Origin of the sequence: Micromonospora sp. GCM10011541 (assembly GCF_042650725.1) — a bacterium.
GTDB classification, from domain to species: Bacteria; Actinomycetota; Actinomycetes; order Mycobacteriales; family Micromonosporaceae; genus Micromonospora; species Micromonospora sicca.
The window spans coordinates 177,249-203,317 of sequence record NZ_JBHSBP010000012.1 but is presented as its reverse complement, the minus strand read 5'-3'; the positions used below and the strand labels follow the sequence as shown (position 1 = coordinate 203,317).

The following is a 26,069-nucleotide window of genomic DNA, read 5'->3' as shown; positions in this document are numbered from 1 at the left end:
GTCAACGTAACCGCCATCTTTTCGTAAGGCAAGCTACCTAACAAATCTCCGGGCCCGACCGGGCGGTCGGGGCGCGGATCGCCGGAGGGCGGGCGTACGGTCCCGGGCGTGATAACCGTCGCCGATGTCCGTGCGCTGACCCGGACGCTGCCACGCACCACCGAGCACCTCATCCACGACCGGGTGAAGTTCCGCGTCGGCGCCATCGTGTACGTCGCGTTCTCCCGGGACGAGCAGACGATGGGTTTCGGCTACCCGAAGGAGCAGCGGGACGGCCTCATCGCGGCCGAGCCGGACCTGTTCTTCCTGCCCCGGGCCTCCGACCTGCGGTTCAACTGGGTGTGCTGCCACCTGGCCCGACTCGACCACGCCCAGATGACCGAGCTGGTGACCGAGGCGTGGCGGCTGGTGGTGCCGAAGTTCCTCGCCCGACAGCGGCTCGGCGATTGAGCCGTTTCCTCTCATGGTGCGTTGGTGAGCTCATGATTGGATGTCCTACCTTGCGGTGGGACGGTCCCGGTGTTACCCGCTCTGGCGGTGCCGGGTTGACGTTTCACGGCCACCAGCCCCGCGAGCGGGGTCTTACGGCCGGCTCCGCGTCCGTTTCGCGTCTCCGAGCCACTCCCGGCGACGGTGACCGCCAGCGCGGCCAGGTTCCGTGCGGCGTTGACGTCCCGGTCCAGGACTAGGCCGCACAGGGTGCAGGTGTAGATGCGCTCGGACAGGGCGAGTTTGGTTTTCACCGCGCCGCAGCCTGAGCAGGTCTTCGAGGACGGATACCACCGGTCGGCCACCACCAGCCGCCCGCCACTCCACCCCGTCTTGTAGGCCAGTTGCCGCCGTAGTTCGGCGAACCCGGCGTCGGCGATGCGCCCAGCGAGCCGCCGGTTGGCGAGCATCCCGGCCACGTTGAGGTCTTCCACCACCAGCGTGCCGTACTCGCGGGCGAGCCGGGTGGTCAGCTTGTGCAGACCGTCGCGGCGCAGATGAGCGACCCGGGCATGCGCCCGACCGAGCCGGGCGGACGCCCGCTCCCACCGCTTCGACCCACGCCGGCCGGTGCGCTGGTCCGGGCCGACCCGGCGAGACACGCGCCGGGCCAGACGCCGCAACCGGCGGGCGGCGGCGTCCAAATGGCGCGGGTTGGGCTCCACCTCACCGGTGGACAGCACCGCCAGATGCGACACACCCAGATCGACACCGACCGTCGCATCCGGGCAGGCCGGCACACCCTGGACGCGCTGCACCGCGCAGGTGAACGACACGTACCAACGCCCGCCGTCACGGCGCACCGTCGCCGACAAGACCCGGGCCGTGCCCGCCTCAAGCCGCCGGGCGAGCTTACGGGCCGACTCGTGCAGCTTCAACCGGCCCAGCCGAGGCAACACCACATGCCTACGGTCCGGCTCGACCCGGATCGCCCCCGTGGTGAACCGCACCGACGGGGTCGACCTGCGCCGAGACTTGAAACGCGGGAACCCCACCCGGCGCCCGGCACGCTTACCGGTGCGGGAGTCCGACCAGTTCTTCAACGCCCTGGCCAGCGCGTCCAGACCGGTGTTGAACGCCTCCTTCGAACACTCCGCCCACCACGGCGCCACATCGGCCTTCGCCTGATTCCACGCTCTACGCAGCGCTGGCAGAGACCAGCCCTGCGTCGGAGTCAGGTCCACCTCGTCGATGCCGTAGGTGCGTTCGGCGGCCCGCTGATCCATCACCGCCTTGACCCGGGCCAGCGCCCAGTTGTGCGCCACCCGCGCCGCACCAGCATGCGCGAGCACCGCTCGCTCCTGGCGGGGTGTCAGGTCCAACGCGAACCGGTACGCCTGCACCACACTCAACCGCTCCCGGCCCGCCACGCGCAGCACGATAACCGCCCGGTAAGACACTCACCCGCAACCGCCACGATCCCGCCCCCCACCACAGCGCGCCGCCGACCACCAGATCCCCCTCACGACGCACCACCCACACCCCAAGCCACTCCTCCACGGTCACCAACACAAACCAACAACTACTCAACCGGGAGCAGTCGACAGCCCTCCGTCCGGGCGTCGGCCGGCCTTGTCGAAGACCGCCAGTCGCCCCGGGGGCTACCACCGGGGCGCACCCGTGTCGTGGTGTCGGTTCCGGGCCGGGTGGTGCGGTCACGCCGCCGGCACGGTCAGCAGGTAGTCGTCGGCCTCCGGACTCCACCGCAGGTCGACCAGCCCGCTGGTGGCGGCGGCCTTGCAGAACTGCAGGAAGCTGCGATAGCCGAGCTTCTTCTCGCTGAAGTCGGGCCGCGCCCGGCGGAGCTGGTTCTTCAGCCCGGACAACGCCACCGTGCCGTCGCCGCCGGCCAACTCCTGGACCACCGTACGCAGCAGCCCGAACGCCACCTCCCGGTCACCATGCTCGGGCAGCGACACCTCCGGATCGCCCTTTGCCGGGCCCTCCGCCAGCTCGACCACGTCCTGCCCGGCCAGGTACCGGAGCAGCTCGCCGAACGTGCGGAACCCGTAGTCGGACTCGCTGAAGGTCGGATCCTTGCGCAGCAGGGTGCGCTTCAACGTCGAGGCCGTCACCGCGCCGCCGGAGCTGCCCTGCAGACCCGCCACCGTCTGGGCCACCAGGACCGCGAGCGTGTCGACGTCGCGCGGGGCCTCCTCCTCCACCGGCTGCGGCTCGGGCTCCCGCTCCACCGGCTGCGGCTCCGGGCTGGGCCGGGCCGGACGACCGCGCCGAGCCCGGGTCTCCGGGATCTCGACGCCCTCCAGCCGGTCGTAGAAGAGGAACTCGTCGCACGCCGGCGGGAGCAGCGCCGAGGTGGAATTCTCCACGCCGACCCCGATGACCCGCTTGTTGAGCTCGCGGAGCTTGTGCACCAGCGGGGTGAAGTCGCTGTCGCCGGTGCAGATCACGAACGTCGAGATGTACTCGCGCTCGAAGGCCAGCTCCACCGCGTCCACGGCCATCTTGATGTCGGCGGCGTTCTTCCGTGAGGCGCCCATGCGCTGGGGTATCTCGATCAGTTCCACGTGCGACCGGGTGAGCATCCGGCGGTCCTCGTCGAAGTACGACCAGTCCGCGTACGCCCGACGCACCACCACCCGGCCCCGCTCGGCCAGGGCGTCGGCGACCGGCCGGAAGTCGAAGGCCATCCCGCCGCGATGGTCGCGCGCGCCCAACGCCAGGTTCTCGTAGTCGAGGAACAGCGCGATGCGATCTTCGTGGTCCACCCGAGCAGCGTACGCCGGGACCGCGGCCGGCCGGCCGGCGACTCGTGGACCACCCGGCCACGGGGACCCGGGGGCAGTCGACGTGCGCTGCCGGCCGGCGACCGGGACCGGTGCGGCCTGTTCCGCACCGGTCCGGCCACCGAGGTCGGGAGGGCCAGCCGGCCGGCCCGCCGGCATCCGGCCGCCGGCGTCTGCGGGCGGGACCCGTTCATCGCCCCGTCCGCGGCTCCGGCACGGCACGCGCGAGCCAGCGGCCCGAAACCGCCACGACGAGGAGGACGGCAACCGTCGCCGCGGCGATGCCGAGCAGCGGCAGCGCGTGCCCGGCGAGCGCGATGAGCAGCAGGGCGGGCAGGCCGAGCAGCCGGGGCCAGGACAACCGCCGGTCGATGACGGCGGACAGGGCGACCCGCCCGGCGAGGAAGAGCCCCGGCCCGGCGACGGTGAGTAAGACCGCCCCGCCCGATCCCCGTTCGGCGGGATGGGTGATCACGAGTTCGGCGGCCCCCGAGAGGGCGACCACGCCGGCGATCATGACCAGGTGCAGGTAGCTCGGGACCGTGCCGAACCGGGCGGGGTCCCGTTCGTCGATGGCGGCGCCCAACTGCCCCCCGGCCGGCGTGACGTACAGCAGGCCGATGAGCACCGTGGCGGCGAAGACCAGCAGGAACGCGGTGGAGTGCGCCACCGCCAGGCCGGTCGCCGCGTAGGCCACCCCCGCCGTGACGATCAGCTCGCCGAGCGCGATGATGAAGACCTGCTGGTACCGCTCTTTGAGGTGTTCGCCCCGCAGCCGCAGCTCACCCGGCTGGGCGCGGCCCAGCCTCGGGATCGGCCAGCCCAGCCGTGGCACTGCATAGTCCAGCGCCACGGCCGCCACCCACGCCGGCACCCGCACCGCGGGCCAGGCCGCCCCGACCAGCCAGAGGAGGCCGGTCGCTGCGAACCAGGCCAGGATCCGCAGCGTACGGAGGCGCAGCGGATGCCCCCGGAGCGCCACCGCGGTGACCACGCTGCGGCCGACGTGGATCGCGACGTACGCCCCGGCGAAGAGCCAGGCCCGACCCCCGGTCGCGTCCGGGACGGCGACGCTCATCAGGAGCACCCCGAGCGTCACGCCGACCAGCAGGGCCCGCACCCAGCGGTTGGTGCGGTCGAACCAGTCGCTGAACCAGGCCGTCACCGCCCAGACCCACCAGAGGGGCAGCAGGAGCAGGGCGGTACGCGCCGCCCCGGCGAGGCTCAACTCGGCGAGCAGGACAAACGACAGCTGCCGCAGCGCGAAACCGAAGGCCAGGTCGAAGAACAGTTCCAGGAACGACGCCTGCAACGGCTCGTTCTGGCGTCGCAGCAGCGTGGCCCGCCTGCTCGACATCGCGGCTCCCCCCGGCGCCTCCCCCCGCCTTCATACCACCGCCGCCCGTCCCCCAGGCCAGACTCAGCGGTCCCCGCCGCGACGCCCTGACGGCTCGCCGCCGACCCGTCAGCCCTGCCGGGCCTTCTGGCGCGGATCGGCCTTGTTGATCACGAAAACTTTGCCCCGCCGGCGTACCACGATCGAGCCCACTTTCCGCTTCAGCCCGCGAAGGGAGCTTCTGACCTTCATGGCAAGTCATCCTTCCCTGGTGTCGTCGGCGCATCGCGTACCCGGCGGGCCAGGGCGCATACCTGGCGCGGGCGGCAACGGGCGGTGATCGCCACCCAACCGACGAAGCCAAGCGCATCGATGCTCTTGAGCTTGGGTACGGCGTGGCCCAGTTGCGATTCGCCGACTCCGTCGGCGGTTGGCGGCGGCGCTACCCTGATCCCGTGGATCGTTGCGACGAATGCGCATTCGTCTTCGCGAGCGTGTCCGCGCGGGAGCTGCCCCGGCACCTGCGCGGGCTGGGCGCGCGGTACACCGCCGCGCTGGACGAGGTGCGGGACGTGCGCCGCAGGCCGGCGGAGGGGGTTTGGTCGCCGCTGGAGTACGCCTGCCACGTACGGGACGTGCTCCGGGTCCAGGGTGAGCGGCTCGCGCTGGCCCTGGTGGTGGAGGAACCGGAGTTCGCGCCGATGGGTCGCGACGAGCGCGCCGTCACCGACGCGTACAACGAGCAGGACCCGATGGTCGTGCTCGCCGAGGTGGCCGCGGCCGGCGACGACCTGGCGGCCCGGTTCGCCGGGCTGGGTCAGGCGGAGCTGGCCCGGACCGGCGTGTACTGCTGGCCGCAGCCGCAGGTCCGGACGCTGCTCTGGCTCGGTCGGCAGACCGTCCACGAGGGCGAACACCACCTGCTCGACATCGGACGGGCCGTCCGGTCGCAGGCCGCGGAGGCTTGACCCCGACCCGGACGGCCCCGCCCGCCGGCAGGCCGCGCCAAGCTATGGCGTCGCGGTGGCACCGGCGCAGGGTTCGTCGCCCACCGTGCAGCCCTCGGGCGCCTTGGCGCGCGGATCGGGATCGCGGACGTCGAAGGTGAACGTCTGCGATCCTCCGGCCGGTACGGGCGGCCCGGTGAAGGTGACGGTCTGCCCGTCCTGCCGCCAGTCCGCCCCGCGGGCGCCGGCGACCGTGCCCCCCTTCGACAGCGTGACGACCACGGTCCAGTCCGCCACCGGTACGTCACCCCGGTTGTCGACCACCACCTCGCCGGTGTAGCCGAAGATCCGCGTGGAAACGGTGGTGTAGCGGGCGGTCACGCCGGGGGCCGGTGGCGGCAGCGCGGTGGGGGTACGCGACGGCTTCGCCACGGACCGGGTCGAGCGGGCGGAGGCGGTGGTGGTGGTCGGCCGGGGGCGGGCGGAGACGGCGCCCCGGGGCGGGTGCGTCGCGCCGGTCCCGACGGTCGGCTCCGGAAGCGGCGTCGGGTCCGATCCGGCCACCGGCTGCGGCTCCCTCGGTAGCACCGCCCACACCGTCAGCCCGACGGCCAGGACGGCGGCGGCCAGCACCGCGATCAGCACCAGCCGGCGACCACGGCGCGCCGGTGCGTCGTCGATCGCCGCGGTGACCGGCAGCCGGGCGGTGTCCCCCAGCTCGTCGCGTCGCAGGTCGACCTGCTGGAAGGCCAACCAGTCGAGGATGGCCGGCAACCGCCCCGTCAGGGCCTGCTGGTAGCACTCCTCGCGGCGGGCCCGCTGCTCGGCCGGCCACGTGCCGTGCTCCAGGGCCTCCCGCACCGACAGTCGGCAGCCCTCCGCGGTGGGGGTGATGGTGAAGGTCAGCCGGGTGCGACGGCCCGCCTCGTCGCACCGCAACTCCAGCAGTTCCGGCTCCCGCCGCTCGGTCACCTCGGCGTCGACGGCGGCGTCGAAGCCGGGCAGCCCGGCCGTGTACAGCAGCAGGTGTCCACCGGCCACCGGCTCCACCTCGGTGAACCACCGGGCGATCAACTCCGGCTCCGTCAACGCGCGCCAGACCCGGTCAGCGGGATGGGACAGGCCGACTTCGCTGTCGATCTCAATCACGGCGAGACTGTACGGCTCTCGATTGCCGGGACTGCCTGCGGGGATCCGTCACCGTCCGGCCGCTCCTGAGCGCGGCCGCCGGACGCCGACGGCCGGCGGGGCGGGGCCGGCGCAGGTCGCGTGTAAGGGGGCGGATTGGGTACTCCGCTGCGGCCGGTCAGAAGGAGGGCGTCCAGGTCGACCGCGCCGGGCCGCCGCTTGCAGCTCACCCGAGGAGCACGTCTGATGAGTATCACCGGGCAGAGGCGGATCTCGCCGAAAGTGTCCCTGCTTCTGCTCGCCTCGATCCTCGTGTCCTTCGTGGCCGCGTCGACAGCCCCGACCCCCCTCTACGGGATCTACCAGGCGCGCTGGCACTTCTCGCCGATCACCACCACGGTGGTGTTCGCCATCTACGCCGTCGCCGTGCTGGCGTCTCTGCTGACGTTCGGCAAGCTGTCCGACCATGTCGGGCGGCGGCCGGTCCTGCTGGTTGCGATCGCGATCCAGATCATCGCGCTGGTCATCTTCATCTTCGCCAACGGCGTACCCACGCTGCTGGCCGCCCGCGTCGTGCAGGGACTCTCGGCCGGCGCCGCCACCGGCGCCGTCGGTGCCGCCATGCTCGACATCAACCGCGTCCGCGGCACGCTCGCCAACTCGATCGCCCCCGGTATCGGAACCGGCACCGGTGCCCTGCTCTCGGCGCTGCTCATCCAGTTCCTGCCCGCGCCGACCCGACTGGTGTACGTCGTCCTGCTCGTCGTCCTGCTGATCCAGGGCCTCGGGGTCGTACTGATGCCGGAGACGGTCACGCCGATGAAGGGAGCACTGCAGAGTCTGCGGCCGGAGATCAAGCTGCCCCCCGCCGTGCGCGCGCCACTACTGGCCGTCGTCCCGGTGGTCTTCGCCATCTGGGCGCTGGCCGGCTTCTTCGTCGCGCTCGGCCCAGCACTCGTGCGCGCCCTCATGGCCACCTCGATCGTGGTCGGCGGTCTGGTCGTCTTCGTCTTCTCCCTCTTCGGGGTCAGCACCATTCTCCTGCTGCGCAACGCTGCCGCGCGCACCGTGATGCACACCGCAATCACCGCACTCATCCTGGGCATGATCATCACAGTGGTGTCGGTCACCGCCGACTCCATCGCCGGCTTCTTCGTCGGCCTCGCGCTCGGCGGCGTCGGCTTCGGTGGGGGTTTCCAGGGCAGCCTCAAGACGGTCATGCCGCTCGTGGAGGCGCACGAACGCGCCAGCGTGCTCTCCCTGCTCTACATCGTCTGCTACGTCGGCTTCGGCCTGCCCACCGTCATCGCCGGCTTCCTCGTGGTCTACGCCGGCGGCCTGCCCCGGACCGCCAACGAATACTCCGTCGCCGTCATCCTCCTCGCCGTGGTCGCCCTGCTCGGGCTGCGCAGGGCCGGGAGGACGTCACCCGGCTGACCCACCACGGCGGAGGACTCGGCGGCAACCGGCACCGGCGGCACAGCCTCGCTCAGGCGGCCTCCCCGAAGACCGCGACCGCGGTCTGGTAGCTGTCGAACGCCCGGGCCGCGCCCGCGTACGCGGCCAGGTGGATGAACAACTCAACGATCTCCTCCTTGCTGGCGCCCGCTGTCAGCGCGATGCGCAACTGCCCCCGCAGCGGCTCGTGGGTGCCCAGCGTCGCCGCGATGGCGACGGAGATCAGGCTCCGGGTGCGGGTGTCCAGCCCGGGACGGGACCAGGAGTCACCGAAGGTGTGCATGGTGGCCAGCCGCCGGAAGTCCGCCCCGGCGGCTGGCTCGCCGGTGCCGAGCGGCAGCACGAGCGGCGCGCCGAGCAGCCGCTCCGCGGTGTCCAGGGCCTGCTGGTAGTCGTCGTCGCGGTCGGTCATGCCTCCTCCTGAGGAGGTGGACGATCCTCGTCCTCGGGGACCGTGGTGAAGGCGGCCTTTCCCACCGCTGTCGGGCCCAATCCCGTACCCGGAGCGAAGGCGCGCCCGCCGCGGATCCGTCGATCGCCGGACGGGCCCCGCGGCCGGCGGAGATCCGGGTGGCGGCGGGATCGAGGAGCGGCTGGTCCTGACCACTCCCCTTTCATCGACGATCGCCGTTGGCGACCGGGTACTGCCGCCCGATCCCAGCGAAGGCGGCCGGGTCGGGGCTGCGGAGGTCAGGCTCGGGACGGCGCGAGAGCGTCGAGGACGCCGGTGACGCGCAGGGTCCGTGCGACGTTCCCGGTGGGATTGACGACGCCGAAGCGCTTTCCCGCGCCCGTGGCGATGTGCCGGGCGGTGATCAGCACGCTGATCACGGTGGAGTCGATGAACTGCACGGCGTGCAGGTCGACCAGCACCTGCTGGGCGGAGTCGATCGTGGCGTCGAGGAGGCTCAGCAGCGCAGCGGCCCCGTTGACGTCGATCTCCCCGTCGAGCACGACGACGATGCCGTCCGGTTCCGTGCGGATCCGGTGCTGCCAGCTCAGCTGATCCGTCATTGCTCGTCCTCCTCCACGGGCCTGTCGGGCTCTGCCTGACGTCGTGCGATGGCGGGCGTGCCGTCCGGGGCCTCGGCCCGGGACAGGCAGGCGGTGACGGTGGCGGTGAGGCCGGGCAGCCCCCGGGTGAGGATGAGCCCCTCGGCGAGCTGGTGCGCCAGCCAGAGCCCGCGGCCGCCGGCGACGTCGACGGCGGGCAACCGCACGGGCAGGCTTCCCGCAGCGGCGCCCCGGTCGCTGACCTCGCAGATCAGCACGTCGTCCTGGCGGCGCAGGTCGAGGTGGCCGTGGCCGCCGCCGTGGCGTACGGCGTTGGTGACCAGCTCGTGCACCGCGAGGACGAAGTCATAGCCGGCGTCCCCGGTCAGCCCCGCAGCGGCCACCGCCGCCGTCAGCCGGTGGCGCAGGGTGGTGACGGTGGCGGCGCTGAAGTCCTGCGACATCAGCGCCACGCTGAGGGCAGGACCGGGAGCCGGGTGGCTCAGGTGGGATGCCACGGGCTCCTCGGTCACGGTAGGAGGCTACACATCCCTGCAAACTTCGCGACTCTTGCCAAAAGGCAACCATCCGCAGCTCACGGCACGTGCGGATGCCGGTTCCGCCCAGCTACCCACTGATGCTGAACTCGACCGGGCCGACGCGCAGCATGCCGTCGTTCAGCGGGGCGCAGCGGATGCCGCCCCGGCCCCGCAACGCCCGCCAGGCGCCCGGACCGATCGCGGCATCCATCCAGGCGCACGGGTTCGCCGGCCGGCGGACGCGGAGGCTGACCGGGCCCTGGCCGGAGTCCAGGACCAGCACGGACCCGACCAGCTCGTCGACGGCGATGCCGGCGGTGAGGATGTTGCGCCGGGCCTGCACCAGGTCGACGCCCGGCGGCAGCGACTCCTGCGCGATCACGGTCACGCTCGCCTCGCGGTGCGCCGGCTTGCCGAAGTACCGGTCGCCGACGATGCCGAGGCCGGCGCGGACGTGGATCTCCGCCACCAGTTCATCGGGTGGCGCCGGCGCCGCACCGTCGGCGGGTCGGCCCACGTAGCGGTGCACGGGCGAGGCCAGCAACTGCACGATCCGCGGCATGGCAGCGATTCTAGGAAGCAACGCCCGCGGCCGTGCCGTTCACGACGGAGCGGCCCGACGGGAGTCCGTCGGCGCCGCGCCGCACCGCGTACCGGTCGGCCGGCCGATATCCGTCGCCATCGATGCACCGGGGCCGTCCGGACGGCCGTCGGGTCGGTACGATCGCCGTGCCGTTCCCACAGCCTTTGGAGGTCGCGGTGGCCGACACCACGTCGCAGTCGCTCGGATCGGGCGGGCGACCGCCGGCGGACGACGTCCCGCCCTCGGCGCGGATCGACCCGACGGTGCCGCACGCCGCCCGCCGCTATGACTACTGGCTCGGCGGCAAGGACAACTTCGCGGCGGACCGGGAGTCGGGTGACGCGGTGGCCGCCGCCTACCCGGCGATCCGCACCACCGTGATCGAGAACCGGCGGTTCATGCAGCGGGCCACCCGCCACCTCACCGAGCAGGCCGGCATCCGGCAGTTCCTCGACATCGGGACCGGCATTCCGACCAGCCCGAACATGCACGAGGTCGCCCAGGGCGTCGCGCCGGAGTCGCGGGTCGTCTACGTCGACAACGACCCCATCGTGCTGGCACACGCCCGCGCCCTGCTGACCAGCGCGCCGGAGGGCGCCACCGCGTACGTCGACGCCGACCTGCGCGACCCCGACCGGATCCTGGGGCATCCCGATCTCCGGGCGACCCTCGACCTCACCCGTCCCATCGCGCTGATGCTGGTCGCCATCCTGCACTTCCTCCCCGACGGAGACGACCCGTACGGGGTGACCCGCCGGCTGGTCGAGGCCCTCCCCTCCGGCAGCTACCTGGTGATCTCGCACGCCACCACGGACCTGGTGCCCCGGCACATCGCGGCCACCGCCGCGCCGTCCGCCGCCACCAGCATGATCGACATGGCGTTCCGGACCCGGGACCAGTTCGCGTCCTTCTTCGACGGGCTCGAACTCATCCCGCCGGGCATCAGCCCGCTCACCGAGTGGCGACCGGACGACCCGCCGGAGCAGCGCACCCCCACGGCACAGGCCTCGATGTTCGCGGCGGTGGCCCGCAAACCCTGACCACTCGCTTCAGCTGGTGAGCCACCGGTGGATGCAGCGCAGCAGGTCGTCCGCCTGAGTTGGTCTTCGCGTCCCGCCGAGAGCTGGCCTGCGCCCACCTGTTCGTCTGCCGCTACCTGCCCGCACGACCCGACGGCGCCCAGGGCCGGACGGGAACGGCGAGTTCTCCGAACCAGCGCCGACCGGCCCGGAACACCTCCGGCACCACCATTCCCGCGACGGCGGCCACCTCGTGCACCGCGACCGCGTCCAGCCGGGCCCAGTTGAACGCCCCACCCCGCCGCATTTCCCCGTCCGCGGAGAGGCTGGCCAGGCTGCTCCGCCCGCGCCAGAGGCCGAGCCCGGGCGGCTCCAGCTCCACGATGACGGTGCCCCCCGGACGGACCAGCTCACGGCACCGGCCGAGCAGGGCGACCGGGTCGCCGCCGATCCCGATGTTGCCGTCCATCAGCAGGACGTGCGCCCAGCGTCCCTCGCCGGGCAGCGGAGCGAAGACGTCCCGGTGGACGGCGACCGCCCCGCGGCGGCGGGTGAGGCGTACGGCCTGAGCGGAGACGTCGACGCCGACGGCGGTGTGACCCGCCCGGGTGAGGGCGAGGGTGAGCCGGCCGGGGCCGCACCCGACGTCGAGGGTGGGGCCGGCGCACCGGGCGACGACCGCTCGGCTCGCCGGCTCGGGCGGGCCGTGCCAGCGCCCCACCGGCAGCGGACTGCGCCGGCCGTCGCTGTGCAGCAGCCAGTGCCGACCGGGCCGGCGGTCGAGCGCGGCAGCGAAGCCGTCCTCCCGGGTCTCCACGTCGCCCGCCCCGGATGCCGGCGGGTTGCCGGCGGCGCGGGTGCCGAGGGTCATGGCCGGCCGCCGCGCAGCAGGGCGCGGTGCAGCGGCGCCACCGCCCGGGCGAACCGGCTGTCGGGCACCTCGGCGGCGACGGCCAGCGCGTCGGGCCACTCGTCGACGTCGCGCAATACCGGCGCCGGGGCGGTGCGCAGTCCGCGGTCCCCGAGCGCCGCCAGGGTGCGCCGTCCGGTCTGGGCGGTGGACATCGGCACCTCGCGCAGCGCCGCGGCGTGCCGGGCGTCCCGCAGCCCGAGGGCCCACCAGCCGCCGTCGAAGGCTCGGCCGAGCACGGCGTCGACCGCGAGCAGCCGCCGGACCGTGAAACCCAGCCGCGCCGGGGTCACCTGTGGGGTGTCCATGCCGATCTGCACGATCGGGCGGCCCGGCCAGGCCGCCGCGACGTCGGCGTGGGCGTTGGCCAGCCGGTCGCCGAGCCCGTCGCCGCGCTGCGCCAGGACGGTCCAGCCGGTGAGGGCCGCGGTCAGCGCGGCAGCGTCCTCCGCGTCGGCGAGAATTCCCCGCAGGGCCAGCACGGGCGTCACCCCCGGCGTGGCGCGGACCGCGTCGAGGGTGTCCCGCAGCGCCGCGGCGGCGATCCGGGCGGCCCGGACCGGGGTGGCCGGCGGGCACAGCCGGGTCTTCACGGTCCCCGCCACCGGCGCCTTGGCCATCACGAGCAGGACGGTCATCGGACGCTGCGCAGGACGCCGGCGAAGTCGCGGGTGGCGCGCAGGGTGCCGCGCACGGAACCGGAGACCTTGGACCGGGTGCCGGCGGCCCGGGGGGCGTAGCGGACGTCGAGCTCGCGGATCCGCCAGCCGGCGGCGGCGGCGCGGATCAGCAGTTCGAGCGGGTAGCCGAAGGCCCGGTCGGCGACGCCCAGGGCGAGCAGGGCGTCGCGGCGGGCGACCCGGATCGGGCTGAGGTCGCGCAGCGGCACGCCCCGGTGCCGCAGCAGCGCCGCGACGAGGGCGGTGCCGGCGCGGGCGTGCCACGGCCAGACCCCGGCCCGGACGGGCCGACGCCGCCCCACGGCCAGGTCGGCGGCTCCCCCGGCCACCGGGGCGACCAGGGCGGGCAGCTCCGTCGGGTCGAACGAGCCGTCGGCGTCGAGCACCGCGACCAGCTCGGCGTCGGCGGCCTCGAGCCCGGCGTGGACGGCCGCGCCGTAGCCCCGCCGCGGCTCGTGCACCACGAGGGCGCCGTGCCGGGCGGCGACCTCGGGCGAGCCGTCCCGGGAGCCGTTGTCCACCACGATCGCCCGGTATCCGGGCGGCACCGCCGCGAGGACCCCGGGCAGCGCGGCTGCCTCGTCCAGGCACGGCAACACCACGTCGATCTGCGTCGGCATACCGCCGACGCTAGGCGGCGATCCGCCCGGCGGGAGACGGATCAGCCGTTACCCCCGCACCCCTTCCCACGGAATGGTGACGTTGCGCCGTTCCGCCGCCGCTGGCGCGGCGCGGTCCGTACCGTCCGGTCGACATGAGAGCGACCACCCTGCCCTCGGCCGCCGCCCGGGCACCGGTCCGCCGGTCCCGAGCCGACCTGCTCGTGCTGGGCGTCGAGGCGGCGCTGTTCGCCCTCGCCGCGGTGGTCGGCGCGGTCCTCAACGCCCGCGGGGTCGGCCTGTACGCCGACGCCGCGCCGCTCTACGCGACCTGGCGCCCGCACCTGGGCTGGGGCACCCCGGTCGCGATCGTGGTCGCGGTCGGGGTGATCGGCGTCGGTGCCCGCTGGGCCCGCAACTCCGGTTGGACCGCCCTGCTCGGCGCGGCCTACCTGACGTCCGTGGCGTGGACGCTGGCGCTGGCCCTGGTCGACGGCTGGTCGGCCGGATTCGCCGAGCGGCTCACCCCGCAGGCGGAGTACCTGCACGAGGTGCCCCGGGTCACCGACGTCGCGGCGGCGCTGGCCGGCTTCTCCGATCGGATCCTCGACTTCGGGCCGGACTCGTGGTCGACCCACACGGCGGGTCACCCGCCGGGGGCGCTGCTGTTCTTCGTGGAGTTGGACCGGGTCGGGCTGGGCGGTGGCGTGGCCGCCGCGCTGGTGTGCGTCCTGGTCGGGGCGAGCGTCACGATCTCCGTACCGGTGGCGTTGCGGGCGCTCGGCGCGGCCGACGCCGCCCGCGCCGTCCTGCCGTTCCTGGTGCTGCTGCCCGGGGCGGTCTGGGTGGGCGCCTCCGCCGACGGGCTCTTCACCGGTGTCGTCGCGGCGGGCCTGGCCCTTCTCGCGGTACGTGGGCGGGTGGCGCCCGCCGCCGGTGGGCTGCTGCTGGGCCTCGCGCTGTACCTGTCGTACGGCTTCGTCCTGGTCGGGGTGCTGGCGCTGGCGGTGCTGGCGCTGCGGCCGGCGGGCCGGGTCGCCGCGCTGCTCGCCGGGACGGCCGGCGTCGCCGCGGTGGCGGTCGGGTTCACCGCGGGCGGCTTCCGCTGGTGGGACGGCTACCGACTGGTGGTGGAGCGCTACTACCAGGGCTGGGCGGCCGACCGCCCGTACGGCTACTGGGTGTGGGCGAACCTGGCCGCGCTGCTGCTGTCCACCGGCCCGGTGCTCGGCCCGGCGCTGCGCCGGGCGGTGGCGGCCGGCGCCCGGACGATCCGGCCCGGCCTGCGGCCCGGCGAGGGCTGGCGCGACCGCGGCGGGCAGATGCTCGCCGCCGGGCCGACCGTGCTGCTGCCGGCGGCCGCGGCAGTGGCGGTGCTGGCCGGTGACCTGTCGGGGCTGAGCAAGGCCGAGGTGGAGCGGATCTGGCTGCCGTTCGCCGTCTGGCTGCTGGTCGCCACCGCCCACCTGCCGGCGTCCACGCGGCGCTGGTGGCTCCTCGGGCAGGCCGGCACCGCCCTCGCCGTGAACCACCTGCTGTGGACGGTCTCCTGACGCGGCCGGCGAAAGGGCCCGCCGCGGGTCAGACCGTCAGGGCCGCCGGCTCGCGCAGCGGATCGGTGGCGAAGGCGGTCACCCCGTCGGCGAACCCGACCCGGGCGGTGTATCCGAGCAGGTCGGTCGCCCGGCGCGGATCGGCGACGACGTGCCGCACGTCGGCGGAGCGGGCGCCGCCGATGACCAGCGGCGCCGGCCCGGCCATGGCGGTGGCCAGCGTGGCGGCCAGCTCGCCCACGGTGTGCGGCTCCCCGGAGCAGACGTTGACCGGCGTCAGGGGCTGCGGCGACGGCGTCGCCAGCGCCAGCAGGTTCGCCCGCGCCACGTCGCTGACGTGCACGAAGTCCCGCCGCTGCCGGCCGTCCTCCAACACCTGTGGAGGCCGGCCGGCGGCCAGCGCGGACCGGAAGATGGCGGCCACCCCCGCGTACGGGGTGTCGCGGGGCATCCGGGGGCCGTAGACGTTGTGGTAGCGCAGCGCCCAGACCCCGCCGCCGGTCTGCCGCGCCCAGGCGGCGGCCAGGTGCTCCTGGGCCAGCTTGGTGGCGGCGTACGTGCTGCGCGGCTCCAGCGGGGCGTCCTCGGGCACCAGGGCGGGAGTGAGTGCCGACGCGCAGTGCGGGCAGGTCGGGTCGTAGCGGCCGGCCGCCAGATCGGCCGACCGGCGCGGGGCGGGGCGGACCGTGCCGTGCCGGGCGCACTCGTAGCGCCCCTCGCCGTAGACGACCATCGAGCTGGCCAGCACCAGCCGGGTCACGCCGGCCCGGTGCATCGCGGCGAGCAGCACGGCGGTGCCGTAGTCGTTGTGGCTGGCGTACGCCGGCGCGTCCGACGGGTCCAGTCCGTGCCCGACCATCGCCGCCTGGTGGCACACCGCGTCGACCCCGGGCAGGAGCCGGTCGAGCAGTTCGGGGTCGCGGACGTCGCCGACCACCGGGTCGTGCCGTCGCGACCACTCCGGCAGCTCCCCGCCGTGCGCCTGCGGCAGCAGCGCGTCCAGCGCCACCACCTCGTGTCCCTCGGCGACCAGCAGGTCCGCGACCTGTGATCCGATGAAACCGGCCGCGCCGGTGACCAGTACCCGCATGCCGGTCAGCGTAGGTCGACCGGCCGGCACCACGAGCCGCGTTGCGGCAGCCGTAGTCGTTCCACAACATCTTTGGCCCGGCAGCGCCACCGGCGCCGGTAAGGCTTCCGTAATCGGGCAAGCCCCGCCGGACTGCCGACGCCGCCCGTAGCCTGCCGAAAGGGAAGCACCGCGCCGGCCGCGGGGCCGCGCGGCTCCCGCCGCCGCCGGTGGACGGCACGTCGAGCAGCCACGAGGAGGGCCGGTGACCACCGACCGTACGTCCCCGGCCGGGGACCGCCCGGGTCCTCCCCCGCGGACCGAGCCGCCCCGCCGCCCGGCGTACGGCTTTCCCCGCCGCGGGTGGGCCGTGCTGGCGGAGCATCCGCCGCCCGGCGCGCGCGGCATCGGCGAACGGTGGCGCAGCCCGCTGCGCGGGCCGTGGCTCACCGCGGTGCACGGCCTCGCGCTGCTGGTCGGCCTGCCGCTGGTGTTTCTCACCGGACTCCTCGACTACCTGGCCTACAGCCCGCAGTTCGGTCAGGCCTTCCCGCACGACGTCGGCTGGCTGCGGTTGCCGCCGTTCGACTGGCCGACCCGGCCGTCCTGGCTGTTCCGGGTCACTCAGGGCCTGCACGTGGCGCTCGGGATCACGCTGATCCCGGTCGTGCTGGGCAAGCTCTGGTCGGTCATCCCGAAGCTGTTCGACTGGCCACCCGCCCGGTCGGTGGCACAGCTGCTCGAACGGCTCTCCCTGGTGCTGCTGGTCGGCGGGATCCTCTTCGAGATCACCACCGGCCTGCTGAACATCCAGTACGCGTACCTGTTCGGGTTCGACTTCTACACCGCGCACTACTTCGGCGCGTGGGTGTTCGTCGCCGCGCTCGTCACGCACGTGGCACTCAAGCTGCGGCGGATGCTCACCGCGCTGCGGTCCCGGCCGCTGCGCGCCGAGGTGACCGTCCCGCGCGACGCCACCCGACCCGAGCCGCCGGACCCCGACGGGTTGGTGGCCGCCCGGCCCGGGCCGGGCACCGTGAGCCGGCGCGGCGCCCTCGCCCTGGTCGGCGGCCTGTCGCTGCTGCTGGCCGGCCTGACCGTCGGGCAGAACCTCGACGGCCGGTGGCGCCGCACCGCGCTGCTGCTGCCCCGGGGCCGGCAGCCCGGCACCGGCCCGACCGGGTTCCCGGTGAACCGCACGGCGGCGGCCGCCGGCGTCGGGGCCGCCGACACCGGGGCCGGCTGGCGGCTGACGCTGCGGGCCGACGGGCGGCAGGCCAGCCTGGACCGGGCCGCCCTGCTGGCCCTGCCCCAGCACACCGCCCGGCTGCCGATCGGCTGCGTGGAGGGGTGGTCGACGCTGCAGACCTGGACCGGGGTACGGCTGCGCGACCTCGCCGCGCTGGTCCGCGCGGGTCAACCCGGCTCCGCCCACGTCCGCTCGCTGGAGAAGGCGGGGCTGTTCGCCCAGGCGACGTTGCAGGCCAACCAGGTCCTCGACCCCGACTCGCTGCTCGCGCTGCGGGTCAACGGGGTGGACCTCACCCCGGACCACGGCTATCCGGCGCGGGTCATCGTCCCGGCGCTGCCCGGGGTGCACTGCACCAAGTGGGTGGCGGAGATCGAGTTCCGGGGGCGTCCCGATGCGTGACCTCACGGCGCGTTTCCGGACGGCGTACGGGGCGCCCGGGCGGCACCTGCTGCTGCTCGTGGGCTGCTTCGCCGTCGCCGGCTGGGTGGCCCTGCGGCTGGCCGGCGAGGCGACCGCCGGGCGGATGCTCCTCTGGTTCGTCGGCGCGGCCATCGCCCACGACTTCGTCCTGTTCCCGGTGTACGCCTCGACTGACCGGGCGCTGCGGGCGGCGGTGAGCGAGCGACGGGCCCGGCCGGCGGCCGGACCGTCGCTGCTGAACCACCTGCGCGTGCCGGCGCTGGCCGCGGCGCTGCTGTTCCTGGTCTACCTGCCCGGCATCCTCCGGCAGGGCCGGGCGACCTACCTGGCCGCGACCGGGCAGGACCAGCAGCCGTTCCTCGCCCGCTGGCTGCTCGTCAGCGCCGCCCTCTTCCTGGCCAGCGGGGTCCTCTACGGGTTGCGGCGGTGGCGGGCGCGGAGAACGTGAGCCCGACCCCGACTTTAGGTGACCGGGTCGGGGCACCGGCGACGCGTCCGGGTGAGCCGGCGGTTGCCGCCCCAGGGCGATCGACGCGGCCGCGATTGCCGCCGAACGGACGACATGGTGGGCTGCCGGGGAGGTGATGTGCCGGCAACAGCTGTTGCCTGTCCAGCGAAGGGTGCTGCTGCCGGATGACTGCCCTCGCCGACACCGGCCGCGCCGGCGGGGGTCGGCGTGCACTTCGAGACCAGGACGTCAACGGAACCCGGACGGATGGTCGTGGCGTTGGTCGGCGAGTGCGATCTCGCTGCCCGCGACAAGCTGACCACCTCCCTGCTGGCCGCCGTGGCGAGCGCGCCGGTCGTCGTCGTGGACGTGGCGGCGCTGACGTTCCTCGACTCCACCGGTATCCACTCGCTGGTCACCGCCCATCACGCCGCTCGCGCGGCCGGTGGTCGGCTGCACCTGGTGAACGCCACCGGGATGGTGGCGAACGTCCTGGACCTCACCGGCGTCGGCGAGCTGCTGCGTCCGTCGACCGCCGACCAGCGGCCCGAGCGCTGATGGCCGGTCCATCGGCGGGCGACCTGGCGGCGGTCGGCGCCTTCGTCTGCGCCGGGGCGATGGCCCGGGGCTTGTCGGCGCCTCTGTAGGTCGTCGACCAGGGGTCGATGCGCGCGTTGAGCCGGCCGATGCCGTCGTCGGGCGCGGTGCGCGGCCGTGGGTCGGCGATCGTGGAACGCATCTGCGACGAGGTGTCCATCTCCGCGGGCCCAGAGGGACCGTGGTGCGGATCCGGCTGGATCTGTGACCTGTCAGGGCAGGACGCGGACGGCCAGCGTGCACGTGCCGTCGTCGGGGCTGGCGTAGTGCAGCAGACCGGGCAGCCGGACCAGCATCTCGTCACCGGGCAGGGCGGACAGGTCCGACAGGGCCCGCCGCACCCTGCCCAGCAGGTCGTCGGCGCCGCCCGACCGCCGTTCCACGAGCCCGTCGGTGCAGAGAAGCACCAGGTCGTCGACTTCCAGGCGGGGGCTGACCACCGGGTATCTGGCGCCGTCGTCGGCGCCCAGCAGCAGTCCTGACGGCCGGTCGAGGGCGGCGGTCGTCCCCGCCCGGGCCAACAGCGGCGCCAGGTGTCAGGCACGCGCCCAGGACAGCAGCCTGGTCGTCGGGTCGTAGCGGGCGATCACCGCGGTCCCGGTAATCGCCAACTGCCGGCAGAGGTGGTTCAGGTGGCCGAGCAGCGTCCCCCGGATCACGGATGCCGATCGACAGCCACGCCACCGGGGCGAACCTCAGGTGCGCCATGCCGCTCGCCGCCTCCAGCCCGTGGCCGGCGACGTCGCCGACCGCGAGCGCCACCTGCCCGTCCGGCAGCGTCTGCGCGTGGTACCAGTCGCCCCCGACCCGTACGGCGCTCTCCGCCGGCAGGTAGCTGACCATCGCCTCGAGACCCGCCAGCGGGAACGGCTCCCGGGGCACCGGCTGGATCAGGTTCTGCAGCTGCCCGGCGAGACGGTGCTCCGCCAGCGCGGTCATCTCACGGGTGTGCAGCTGGTCGCTGAGCTGCTCAATGGCGGTACGCGAGTCCACGCGCGCCGTCACGTCCTGCACCACCGCGTAGATCTTCAACGGCGCGCCGTCGGCGTCCCGGGCGGTGTCGGAGAGGATCCGCAGGTACTTCACCGACGTACCCGCCCGGAACCGCACCGTCACGTCCGACGTCGCCCCACTGTCCAGGGTCTGCCAGGCGGCTTCCCGCAGCCCGAAGTCCTCGGGGACGAGGGCCGCGGCCTGCTCCGCCCGGGACAACGGGCCCAGCGCCGGGTCCCGCTCGAAGATCCGGTACATGCCGGGTGACCACTGGCTGCGCCCGGTGGTCAGGTCGTACTCCGCCCAGCCGAGGCTGCCCAGCAGTTCGGCCTTCTCCATCCGGCGCTGGTCCTCGTCCAGCCGCTGCCAGCAGACCAGCAGGCCACCCAGGACCCGGCGCACGCTCACGTCGAAGAGCGACTCGGCGATGACGCCGGCGCGCTTCTCCTCGTACCGGAAGTCGGGCAGCTGGCCGGGCTGTCCGGTGACCATCACCTGCTGGTACAGCTGCCACAGGGGGCCGCCGACCATGCTCGGGTACAGCTCGCTGAGCCGCGCGCCGACGCGGCTCACCCCCCGTCCGTAAATGTCGGTCCCCGGCCGCTGGTCGCCTCGACCCGGAAGTCGACGACCTGCCCATCACTCGTCACCGGCAGCAGCCACGAGCAGCCGGCCGGGATGCCGGACAGGATCTCCCGCACGACCGTCACGACCGGGTCGACCGCCGACGCCGTCGCCGTCGCCTGCTTTCCCCGCGCGCCAGCGTCCGACATGGCAGCAGCGTAACCACTGAACCGCCATCCGCCGATGCGCCGACCGCTTCCGTCACGGGCGGCGGCGGTCACTGCCGTCGGACCGTCCGGTCGCCGTCGGGCCTCCTCCGCCGCGCCGGTTTGCGGTGCGGATCGGCGGGAAGGTGACGCGCGGACGGATTGAGTCAGCCCGGGCGGGTCCGCGTGACGCCGACCGGCGCCCGCTCGGGTCGGAGGTGCGGGGTCCGCCCTGCCCAGCCGGGACGCCACTGCGCCCGGCCACCATCATCAGGGAGTTTCGCACCCATGACAGTTGTCGACCGTGATCGGGCCACCGACGAACGTCTCGCCAGCCGCGACCAGGTCGGTGGCTCCGTGCTACCGCGTCTGCGGGGCCACCGGTGAACGGGCCGGTGGGTGCCGAGCCGGTCGGCACGCTGGAGCTCGTGCACACGTTCACCGGGCCGATGCCGACCGGGGTGAGCGTGTCGCACACCGGCCGGATCTTCGTCAACTTCCCGAAGTGGGGCGACGAGGTCCCGGCCACGGTGGTCGAGTTGCGCGACGGCGCGGAGGCGCCCTTCCCCGACCAGGGGTGGAACTCCCCGTCCGGCGACGACGACGCCAACGCGTTCGTCTCGGTGCAGAGCATCGTCGTCGACCCGGCCGACCGGTTGTGGGTCGTGGACACCGGCAGTCCGATGTTCCAGCCCACGAAGCCGGGCGGGCCGAAGCTGGTGCGGGTCGACCTCGACAGCGACACCGTAGCCCAGGTGATCACCTTCCCGACCGACGTGGCGCTGCCGTCGACGTACCTCAACGACGTCCGGTTCGACCTGCGGCGCGGCGAGGCGGGGATCGCCTACATCACCGACTCGTCGGACTCGGGCCCGAACGGGATAATCGTGGTCGACCTGGCCACCGGCGCATCCTGGCGACGCCTGCACGAGCACCCCTCCACCAAGGCCGAACAGCTGCGGACGTTCCGGCCGGTGGTCGAGGGTCGGCCGTTCCTGGAACGCCCCGCCGAGGGCGAGCCGAAGCCGATCGGCATGGGTTCCGACGGGATCGCCATCGCCGCCGACGGCTCCCGGCTGCACTACTGCCCGCTGGCGTCGCGCCACTGGTACAGCGTCGCCACGGATGCCCTGGTCGACCGGGCGCTCTCCGACGAGGAGGTGGCGGCCACCGTCGTCGACGAGGGCGACAAGGGCGGCGGCTCGGACGGACTGGAGACCGACGACGCGGGCCGCTTCTACCTCACCTCCTACGAGCAGAACGCGGTGCTGCGCCGCCGGCCGGACGGGGAGTACGAGACCGTGGTGCACGATCCGCGGCTGCTCTGGCCGGACACGATGTCGGTGGCGGTCGACGGATACCTCTACGTCACGGCCAACCAGCTGCACCGGCAGGCGAAGTACCAGCGCGGGCAGGACCTGCGGCGCAAGCCGTACGCGCTGTTCCGCACTCGGATCGCCGCCGGACCGGTCCTGTTGCGGCGCTGAATGCGCGACCGGGCGGCCAGACCATCTCAAACACCCGCTTAAGGCCATCGTCGCGCGCTCTTCCATCACCTGCCCGACCGTTGCCCGATGCGCGGGGGTGTCGCGCACGTTCCTCTACTAGAAGCCCGATGCCGGGCCGCCGGACGGGTGGCCGAGTTGCGCTGCGACTTCCCGAAGAAGCCGGTTGATCGACGGGCGCCCCGCTGACGAGCGGCGGTTGCCTCGTCCTGACCAAGTTATCCGTGTGGCGCTACTCAGGCGGACGATCCGAAGCCGGGGGTGGTCTGTGTCTGTTCGCGGGATGGGCCGGGTGGACTTTTGGCCGATGGTGAGTAAGGTCACCTAGCTGTCGGCACCTGTGCTCCCGGAGGAGGCCAGCGACCGTGGCCGAGAGATCGACCGCTCGTTCCGCCGATGGGGCTGCCCAAGATCACGACGACCCGGCGAGTGTCATAGACAGCTGGATCGGTCGACGGTCGCGGCTGGAAGCAAGCGATTCCGACTCGTACCACGAGCAGCAGGGAACAGCCGCGCCGCAGTGGCGCGAGGATGTGTCGGACCAGTACCAGGAGTCGTACCAGCCCGAGAACACCTACGAGGACCAAGGGCGACACGCAGGGCGGCGGGCACTGGCCTACCCCGAACCGGCGTACTACGAGCCCGATCCGACCCATCAGTACGACGAGCACGACCAGGCCTATCGGGAGGAACGCCGGGCCCAAGAACCGTACGGACCGACCGAAGCCAGCTCGGTCCACGAGGACGCTTACGCCGCGCAGCAGGAGAGGTACGCGCAACCGGAGACGGGCTACGCCGACGAGGAGCACTACCCGCACGACGATTCCGCCGGCCGCAACGAGTACCGCCACGAGGAGTCCGACGCGCATGGCCCCGACGCGGACGAGGGCGGGCGACCCCGAAGGAAGCACAACCGGGACCTTGGCGCCCGCCCACGGCCAGCCAACCGGCGGCGGCGCTGGCTGATCCCGGTCGGCGGGCTCGCGTTGGGGGCGCTGCTCTGCGCTCTGGCGTTCACGTGGGGGTCGGGTCGACCGCCGGAAGGCGGCCTGCCGGTGTCGGCGGCCACCACCCCGTCGGACCCGTTGGAGGAGCCGGTCACCCTCGCGGAGATACCGTCGGCATCGCCAAGTTCCGCGACACCGAGCGGCTCCTCCGCCACGCCCAGCGCCACACCGTCGGTCACGCCGTCCGCCACGCCCAGCGCCACGCCGTCCGTCACGCCTTCCGCCGCGCCGACCCCGACGCCCACCGGGGCCACGCCGACGCGAACCCGGAGCCCGGGCCCGGCCCTGCTCGGCCCATCGAGCAGCCGTGGGGTGGCGAACATGGCTCAGCGGTACTGCGATCGGTACACCGGGGGCTCAGCGGACCCCCGCAACGACGGCCGTTGGCAATGCACGAGGCTGCTCTCCGCGTCCATCGTCGACATGGACGTCGCCTGCCGCGACACGTACGATTCCGGCGCCTACGCACGGACGTCGAACCCCGACGATCCATACGCCTGGCGGTGCTACCGCTGATCACCCGTGCTGCGGGACTGATGCGCGACCTGTCCGAGGCGCCGCTCCCAGCAGGACGGATGCTGGTCGTGCTCACTTGATGGTGGCCCCACCGCGCGCGATCCGAAGGGTCGCCGGCGGTGTCCACGCAAGCTCAACCGCAGCACCACGGGAAGCGCCGCCCACATGTTCGACTGGTTTCTCGGCTGGCCCGCCCGACGCAGCCGCACCTACCGAATGACCGCGACCGGCTCGCGGCAGGCCGAGGAAGCAGAAGCATGAGCGGCCGGTGTCGTCACCTCGCTGGGGCTGTAGCATGCGGCGGACGACGGGCGGCAGCCGGAGCGCAGCTCTGGTACGCCTCGGCGGGCGGCACCGCCGGGTCGGCCGGCCGCGGCGCCGGTCAGGCCGGGGCCCGGAGTGAGAGAGGAACCTGCTCGGCGTGTTCCAGGAAACGGACCGGACCCGGATGACCGGCGGAAACTCAATTGGCGGGGCGCCTGGCGCCACGGGCGGGGCGCCAGGCGCCGACCCGCCGGAGGCGTGGGACGCGGAGCTGGCCAAGGCGGTGCGGCACGTCGCCGTGCTGCGCACCGGGTTCTACGTTGTCGTGCTGCTGATCGCGCTCGGCGGCCAGGTGTCCGGGGCGATGGAACGGCTCGGCATGCCGTGGTACATCGCCCTTCCCGCCGTCGGCGCGTTGGAGCTGGGCGGCGTCGTGGTGCTGGCGAACGCCGACGTACGCCGTCGACTGGGCGAACGGGCGATGCTGTCCCGCGTGCTGTCGGCCGGCATCGCCACCGCCGCGGTCGCCTTCAACTGGCTGGCTCACAGCAACCACCTCGAAGGCGGTTTCTACGCGGGTATGTCCCTGCTCGGTTATCTGGTGTGGCTGATGAACACCGAGAACCAGCGGCGGGACCGGCTGCGCGCCAGGCAGCAGTTGCCGCCCACGACGCCGGCGTACGAACCGGTCGGGCACTGGTTGCGACACCCGTGGCTGACCCGCCGTGCCTGCTCGCTGGCCAAGGCCGACCCCGGCCTCGGGCTGTACGGCTCGCTCGACGCGGCCCGCGCGCAGATTCGCGCCGAGCGGCGGCAGGCGGCGCTCAACAAGGTGTTGCACCGCAAGATCACCCGAGCGCTGGACGCCACCACCGCGGACATCGCCGTGGCGGTGTACGACCTCGACGAGATCGCCCGGCGGCTGGCCGAGCAGGCGGACTACGACGGGCTCACCGCGCTGATCGCCGCCGATCTGGCACCCGCGCGCGTGCTGGCCGGGAACCTGCCGGCGAATGGCCGCCGCCGGCGGTGGCGTCGGGTCGGTCAACCCGACCCCGTCGCACTGGCCTCGGCCGCGCGGCTGCTCGCCGACGCCCCGGAGCGGCTGCTCCCCCACGCCCCCGACCCGCTCACGGACGCGGCCCCCGTAGCCTCTGCGGCGGACGCGGCCTCCGGCGGCTCAGCGCGGCCAGAGTCGACCGGGGACGCCGCTCGGCAGGCGAACGCCACCGAGCAGGCGGCAGACGGTGCCGAGCGACCGGGATCGGAGCGGTCCCGGGCGGCGACGCGGGACCGTACCGACCGGCAGCTGGAGCGGTCCGAAAGCACGGGCCAGCTCACCTCCACCGCGGATCAGCCCGACCCGCCCCGCGCCTCCGACTGGGCCGCGCTGCACGCAGAACTCGCCCCGCTCCTGCCGGCAGCCGCACCGCGCCGAACGCCGCGCAACACACCAGAGCGGTCGGCCACCAGCCGGGCGGAGGCACCGTCGACCACGACCGCGCCAGGCTCCGTCGCGGAGCCGGCCGACACCGCGCCGCCGGCAACGACCCCCAGCGCGGCACCGATGCCGCGACCCGCGACGGGACGGGCACGTGCGGCCCGAGTCGCCGACCCGGCGGGCGAGCCGGGGCAGATCACGGCAGTCACGCGAGAGCTACCCCTGGTGGCCGGGCGGGACCTGCCGGACCTGGTAGACACCGCGGCGAGCCGTACCACACCACCCGTCGCGGCCCCCGACGCCGTGGAAGGGGTCACCGAGCAGAGATCAGCGTCGCGACCGCGGCAGCGCCGGCGGGACGACGCGGACCCGCGACCGGGCTCGGAGACCGTCCGGCGTCGGTCGAACACCCAGTCGGCCGAGGCCGGTCGACCCTGACCGGAAGATCCTCAACGGCCTGATCAACGAACAGGGCGTGCGCTCGGCCGGGGTGGCCCGGCAGTACTCCGGCACCGCCGGCGGGGTCGAAAACTGCCAGGTCGGGGTGTTTCTGGCCTACCGCTCGGCCAGCGGTCATGGCCTGATCGACCGGCAGTTGCATTCCCCCGCGGCGTGGAGCGACGACCGTGAGCGCTGCCGCGCTGTGGGCATCCCCGACGACGTCGAGTTCGCCATCGAGCCGCAGATCGCCAAAGGCCTTCTGGTGTCGCGGGGTTTCCGGACCGGGCAGGCCGAGCCGAGCGACGCTCGAACTTGCCTCAGTAACCGGTTACAGTGCTCGGACCGCAGCAAGCGAAGGCCTGGAG

29 protein-coding genes and 2 pseudogenes are annotated in these 26,069 nt (G+C 73.6%); 14 read left to right on the top strand and 17 right to left on the bottom strand.

Translation table 11 applies throughout. The features are described from left to right. Positions 1 to 108: 108 nt before the first annotated feature. Positions 109 to 450, top strand: a complete 342-nt coding sequence (locus ACFOYX_RS07860; protein ID WP_109799791.1) for an MmcQ/YjbR family DNA-binding protein — start codon at positions 109 to 111, stop codon at positions 448 to 450. Between the two features lie 11 nt (positions 451 to 461). On the opposite strand, the gene tnpB is transcribed toward ACFOYX_RS07860, so the two are convergent. The 4 genes from tnpB to ACFOYX_RS07840 all read right to left on the bottom strand — a co-directional run bounded on the left by tnpB (position 462) and on the right by ACFOYX_RS07840 (position 4,824). Further along, positions 462 to 1,859: an IS607 family element RNA-guided endonuclease TnpB gene (tnpB, locus tag ACFOYX_RS07855; protein WP_322440256.1), complete on the bottom strand. Its 1,398-nt coding sequence runs from the start codon at positions 1,857 to 1,859 to the stop codon at positions 462 to 464. Positions 1,860 to 2,144: 285 nt separating this feature from the next. Beyond that, positions 2,145 to 3,218 (bottom strand): PIN domain-containing protein, encoded by a 1,074-nt coding sequence (locus ACFOYX_RS07850; RefSeq protein WP_109805987.1) that lies wholly within the window; start codon positions 3,216 to 3,218, stop codon positions 2,145 to 2,147. Positions 3,219 to 3,426: 208 nt separating this feature from the next. Further along, complete coding sequence (locus ACFOYX_RS07845) at positions 3,427 to 4,593, bottom strand: low temperature requirement protein A (protein ID WP_322440257.1); 1,167 nt, start codon at positions 4,591 to 4,593, stop codon at positions 3,427 to 3,429. 108 nt (positions 4,594 to 4,701) lie between these two features. Further along, on the bottom strand, positions 4,702 to 4,824 hold the full coding sequence (locus ACFOYX_RS07840; protein WP_238453250.1) for a ribosomal protein bL36: 123 nt from the start codon (positions 4,822 to 4,824) through the stop codon (positions 4,702 to 4,704). 203 nt (positions 4,825 to 5,027) lie between these two features. Between ACFOYX_RS07840 and ACFOYX_RS07835 the strand changes: the two genes are divergently transcribed. After that, positions 5,028 to 5,540: a DinB family protein gene (locus ACFOYX_RS07835; protein WP_322440258.1), complete on the top strand. Its 513-nt coding sequence runs from the start codon at positions 5,028 to 5,030 to the stop codon at positions 5,538 to 5,540. Positions 5,541 to 5,582: 42 nt separating this feature from the next. Here ACFOYX_RS07835 and ACFOYX_RS07830 read toward each other — a convergent pair whose 3' ends face one another. Continuing rightward, positions 5,583 to 6,668, bottom strand: coding sequence for an SRPBCC domain-containing protein (locus tag ACFOYX_RS07830; protein ID WP_322440259.1), 1,086 nt, complete (start codon positions 6,666 to 6,668; stop codon positions 5,583 to 5,585). Between the two features lie 225 nt (positions 6,669 to 6,893). On the opposite strand from ACFOYX_RS07830, the gene ACFOYX_RS07825 reads away from it, so the two are divergent. After that, on the top strand, positions 6,894 to 8,084 hold the full coding sequence (locus ACFOYX_RS07825; protein ID WP_322440260.1) for an MFS transporter: 1,191 nt from the start codon (positions 6,894 to 6,896) through the stop codon (positions 8,082 to 8,084). Positions 8,085 to 8,136: 52 nt separating this feature from the next. Here the strand turns inward: ACFOYX_RS07825 and ACFOYX_RS07820 are convergent, their stop codons facing one another. The 4 genes from ACFOYX_RS07820 to ACFOYX_RS07805 form a co-directional block, all read right to left on the bottom strand. Next, entirely contained in the window at positions 8,137 to 8,517 is a 381-nt protein-coding gene (locus tag ACFOYX_RS07820; RefSeq protein WP_322440261.1) for a carboxymuconolactone decarboxylase family protein, read from the bottom strand. 278 nt (positions 8,518 to 8,795) lie between these two features. Beyond that, the gene (locus ACFOYX_RS07815; RefSeq protein ID WP_322440262.1) at positions 8,796 to 9,119 is read right to left on the bottom strand and encodes an STAS domain-containing protein; all 324 of its coding nucleotides are present in this window, start codon (positions 9,117 to 9,119) and stop codon (positions 8,796 to 8,798) included. Beyond that, positions 9,116 to 9,631 (bottom strand): ATP-binding protein, encoded by a 516-nt coding sequence (locus tag ACFOYX_RS07810; RefSeq protein WP_322440263.1) that lies wholly within the window; start codon positions 9,629 to 9,631, stop codon positions 9,116 to 9,118. The genes ACFOYX_RS07815 and ACFOYX_RS07810 overlap by 4 nt, the downstream gene beginning before the upstream one ends. 94 nt (positions 9,632 to 9,725) lie before the next feature. Then, a complete protein-coding gene (locus ACFOYX_RS07805) occupies positions 9,726 to 10,199 on the bottom strand; it encodes a molybdenum cofactor biosysynthesis protein (RefSeq protein WP_322440264.1) in 474 nt (157 codons plus the stop codon). A 197-nt stretch (positions 10,200 to 10,396) separates the two neighbouring features. Between ACFOYX_RS07805 and ACFOYX_RS07800 the strand changes: the two genes are divergently transcribed. Further along, the gene (locus tag ACFOYX_RS07800) at positions 10,397 to 11,260 is read left to right on the top strand and encodes an SAM-dependent methyltransferase (RefSeq protein ID WP_377533857.1); all 864 of its coding nucleotides are present in this window, start codon (positions 10,397 to 10,399) and stop codon (positions 11,258 to 11,260) included. Between the two features lie 112 nt (positions 11,261 to 11,372). Here the strand turns inward: ACFOYX_RS07800 and ACFOYX_RS07795 are convergent, their stop codons facing one another. Genes ACFOYX_RS07795 through ACFOYX_RS07785 form a run of 3 tightly spaced genes read right to left on the bottom strand, consistent with a single transcriptional unit; the run spans position 11,373 to position 13,449 of the window. Further along, positions 11,373 to 12,110, bottom strand: a complete 738-nt coding sequence (locus tag ACFOYX_RS07795; RefSeq protein ID WP_322440265.1) for a class I SAM-dependent methyltransferase — start codon at positions 12,108 to 12,110, stop codon at positions 11,373 to 11,375. After that, the gene (locus ACFOYX_RS07790; protein ID WP_109800539.1) at positions 12,107 to 12,787 is read right to left on the bottom strand and encodes a DUF2064 domain-containing protein; all 681 of its coding nucleotides are present in this window, start codon (positions 12,785 to 12,787) and stop codon (positions 12,107 to 12,109) included. Before ACFOYX_RS07790 ends, ACFOYX_RS07795 begins: the two co-directional genes overlap by 4 nt. Further along, positions 12,784 to 13,449, bottom strand: coding sequence for a glycosyltransferase family 2 protein (locus tag ACFOYX_RS07785; RefSeq protein ID WP_322440266.1), 666 nt, complete (start codon positions 13,447 to 13,449; stop codon positions 12,784 to 12,786). The genes ACFOYX_RS07790 and ACFOYX_RS07785 overlap by 4 nt, the downstream gene beginning before the upstream one ends. Before the next feature lie 134 nt (positions 13,450 to 13,583). Here ACFOYX_RS07785 and ACFOYX_RS07780 point away from each other — a divergent pair, with 134 nt between their 5' ends. Beyond that, positions 13,584 to 14,981 carry a hypothetical protein gene (locus ACFOYX_RS07780; protein WP_322440267.1) on the top strand — a complete coding sequence of 466 codons (1,398 nt, stop codon included), beginning with the start codon at positions 13,584 to 13,586 and terminating at the stop codon, positions 14,979 to 14,981. Positions 14,982 to 15,009: 28 nt separating this feature from the next. Here ACFOYX_RS07780 and ACFOYX_RS07775 read toward each other — a convergent pair whose 3' ends face one another. Next, a complete protein-coding gene (locus tag ACFOYX_RS07775) occupies positions 15,010 to 16,071 on the bottom strand; it encodes an NAD-dependent epimerase/dehydratase family protein (RefSeq protein ID WP_322440268.1) in 1,062 nt (353 codons plus the stop codon). A gap of 244 nt (positions 16,072 to 16,315) precedes the next feature. Between ACFOYX_RS07775 and ACFOYX_RS07770 the strand changes: the two genes are divergently transcribed. From ACFOYX_RS07770 to ACFOYX_RS07760, 3 genes are all read left to right on the top strand, one after another. After that, positions 16,316 to 17,701, top strand: a complete 1,386-nt coding sequence (locus ACFOYX_RS07770; RefSeq protein ID WP_377533856.1) for a molybdopterin-dependent oxidoreductase — start codon at positions 16,316 to 16,318, stop codon at positions 17,699 to 17,701. Then, positions 17,694 to 18,170, top strand: coding sequence for a hypothetical protein (locus tag ACFOYX_RS07765; RefSeq protein ID WP_322440269.1), 477 nt, complete (start codon positions 17,694 to 17,696; stop codon positions 18,168 to 18,170). The genes ACFOYX_RS07770 and ACFOYX_RS07765 overlap by 8 nt, the downstream gene beginning before the upstream one ends. A gap of 267 nt (positions 18,171 to 18,437) precedes the next feature. After that, a complete protein-coding gene (locus tag ACFOYX_RS07760) occupies positions 18,438 to 18,728 on the top strand; it encodes an STAS domain-containing protein (RefSeq protein WP_377533855.1) in 291 nt (96 codons plus the stop codon). Positions 18,729 to 18,979: 251 nt separating this feature from the next. On the opposite strand, the gene ACFOYX_RS07755 is transcribed toward ACFOYX_RS07760, so the two are convergent. The 3 genes and pseudogenes from ACFOYX_RS07755 to ACFOYX_RS07745 form a co-directional block, all read right to left on the bottom strand. Beyond that, positions 18,980 to 19,108 carry a hypothetical protein gene (locus ACFOYX_RS07755; protein WP_322440285.1) on the bottom strand — a complete coding sequence of 43 codons (129 nt, stop codon included), beginning with the start codon at positions 19,106 to 19,108 and terminating at the stop codon, positions 18,980 to 18,982. Further along, positions 19,109 to 19,288: pseudogene (locus ACFOYX_RS07750) on the bottom strand (SpoIIE family protein phosphatase); the annotation flags it as partial. 15 nt (positions 19,289 to 19,303) lie between these two features. Further along, entirely contained in the window at positions 19,304 to 19,426 is a 123-nt protein-coding gene (locus ACFOYX_RS07745) for a hypothetical protein (RefSeq protein WP_322440271.1), read from the bottom strand. A gap of 2 nt (positions 19,427 to 19,428) precedes the next feature. On the opposite strand from ACFOYX_RS07745, the gene ACFOYX_RS07740 reads away from it, so the two are divergent. Beyond that, a complete protein-coding gene (locus ACFOYX_RS07740; RefSeq protein WP_322440272.1) occupies positions 19,429 to 19,602 on the top strand; it encodes a hypothetical protein in 174 nt (57 codons plus the stop codon). Positions 19,603 to 19,824: 222 nt separating this feature from the next. Further along, the gene (locus ACFOYX_RS07735) at positions 19,825 to 20,346 is read left to right on the top strand and encodes a hypothetical protein (protein ID WP_377533854.1); all 522 of its coding nucleotides are present in this window, start codon (positions 19,825 to 19,827) and stop codon (positions 20,344 to 20,346) included. On the opposite strand, the gene ACFOYX_RS07730 is transcribed toward ACFOYX_RS07735, so the two are convergent. Then, a complete protein-coding gene (locus ACFOYX_RS07730) occupies positions 20,330 to 20,533 on the bottom strand; it encodes a hypothetical protein (protein ID WP_322440275.1) in 204 nt (67 codons plus the stop codon). The two genes, ACFOYX_RS07735 and ACFOYX_RS07730, sit on opposite strands and share 17 nt — an antisense overlap. 380 nt (positions 20,534 to 20,913) lie before the next feature. Between ACFOYX_RS07730 and ACFOYX_RS07725 the strand changes: the two genes are divergently transcribed. The 4 genes and pseudogenes from ACFOYX_RS07725 to ACFOYX_RS07710 form a co-directional block, all read left to right on the top strand. After that, on the top strand, positions 20,914 to 22,017 hold the full coding sequence (locus tag ACFOYX_RS07725; protein ID WP_322440276.1) for an L-dopachrome tautomerase-related protein: 1,104 nt from the start codon (positions 20,914 to 20,916) through the stop codon (positions 22,015 to 22,017). 551 nt (positions 22,018 to 22,568) lie between these two features. Next, on the top strand, positions 22,569 to 23,558 hold the full coding sequence (locus ACFOYX_RS07720; RefSeq protein WP_322440277.1) for a hypothetical protein: 990 nt from the start codon (positions 22,569 to 22,571) through the stop codon (positions 23,556 to 23,558). A 421-nt stretch (positions 23,559 to 23,979) separates the two neighbouring features. Continuing rightward, on the top strand, positions 23,980 to 25,701 hold the full coding sequence (locus tag ACFOYX_RS07715) for a hypothetical protein (RefSeq protein ID WP_322440278.1): 1,722 nt from the start codon (positions 23,980 to 23,982) through the stop codon (positions 25,699 to 25,701). A 28-nt stretch (positions 25,702 to 25,729) separates the two neighbouring features. Further along, positions 25,730 to 25,966, top strand: a pseudogene (locus ACFOYX_RS07710) (transposase); the annotation flags it as partial. Positions 25,967 to 26,069: the final 103 nt, after the last annotated feature.

Coding starts and splice junctions, on each gene's coding strand:
- ACFOYX_RS07845 (WP_322440257.1), bottom strand. CDS start 4,593: ATGTCGAGCAGGCGGGCCACGCTGCTGCGACGCCAGAACGAGCCGTTG.
- ACFOYX_RS07840 (WP_238453250.1), bottom strand. CDS start 4,824: ATGAAGGTCAGAAGCTCCCTTCGCGGGCTGAAGCGGAAAGTGGGCTCG.
- ACFOYX_RS07825 (WP_322440260.1), top strand. CDS start 6,894: ATGAGTATCACCGGGCAGAGGCGGATCTCGCCGAAAGTGTCCCTGCTT.
- ACFOYX_RS07820 (WP_322440261.1), bottom strand. CDS start 8,517: ATGACCGACCGCGACGACGACTACCAGCAGGCCCTGGACACCGCGGAG.
- ACFOYX_RS07815 (WP_322440262.1), bottom strand. CDS start 9,119: ATGACGGATCAGCTGAGCTGGCAGCACCGGATCCGCACGGAACCGGAC.
- ACFOYX_RS07805 (WP_322440264.1), bottom strand. CDS start 10,199: ATGCCGCGGATCGTGCAGTTGCTGGCCTCGCCCGTGCACCGCTACGTG.
- ACFOYX_RS07795 (WP_322440265.1), bottom strand. CDS start 12,110: ATGACCCTCGGCACCCGCGCCGCCGGCAACCCGCCGGCATCCGGGGCG.
- ACFOYX_RS07790 (WP_109800539.1), bottom strand. CDS start 12,787: ATGACCGTCCTGCTCGTGATGGCCAAGGCGCCGGTGGCGGGGACCGTG.
- ACFOYX_RS07785 (WP_322440266.1), bottom strand. CDS start 13,449: ATGCCGACGCAGATCGACGTGGTGTTGCCGTGCCTGGACGAGGCAGCC.
- ACFOYX_RS07780 (WP_322440267.1), top strand. CDS start 13,584: ATGAGAGCGACCACCCTGCCCTCGGCCGCCGCCCGGGCACCGGTCCGC.
- ACFOYX_RS07775 (WP_322440268.1), bottom strand. CDS start 16,071: ATGCGGGTACTGGTCACCGGCGCGGCCGGTTTCATCGGATCACAGGTC.
- ACFOYX_RS07765 (WP_322440269.1), top strand. CDS start 17,694: ATGCGTGACCTCACGGCGCGTTTCCGGACGGCGTACGGGGCGCCCGGG.
- ACFOYX_RS07760 (WP_377533855.1), top strand. CDS start 18,438: ATGGTCGTGGCGTTGGTCGGCGAGTGCGATCTCGCTGCCCGCGACAAG.
- ACFOYX_RS07740 (WP_322440272.1), top strand. CDS start 19,429: ATGCCGATCGACAGCCACGCCACCGGGGCGAACCTCAGGTGCGCCATG.
- ACFOYX_RS07730 (WP_322440275.1), bottom strand. CDS start 20,533: ATGTCGGACGCTGGCGCGCGGGGAAAGCAGGCGACGGCGACGGCGTCG.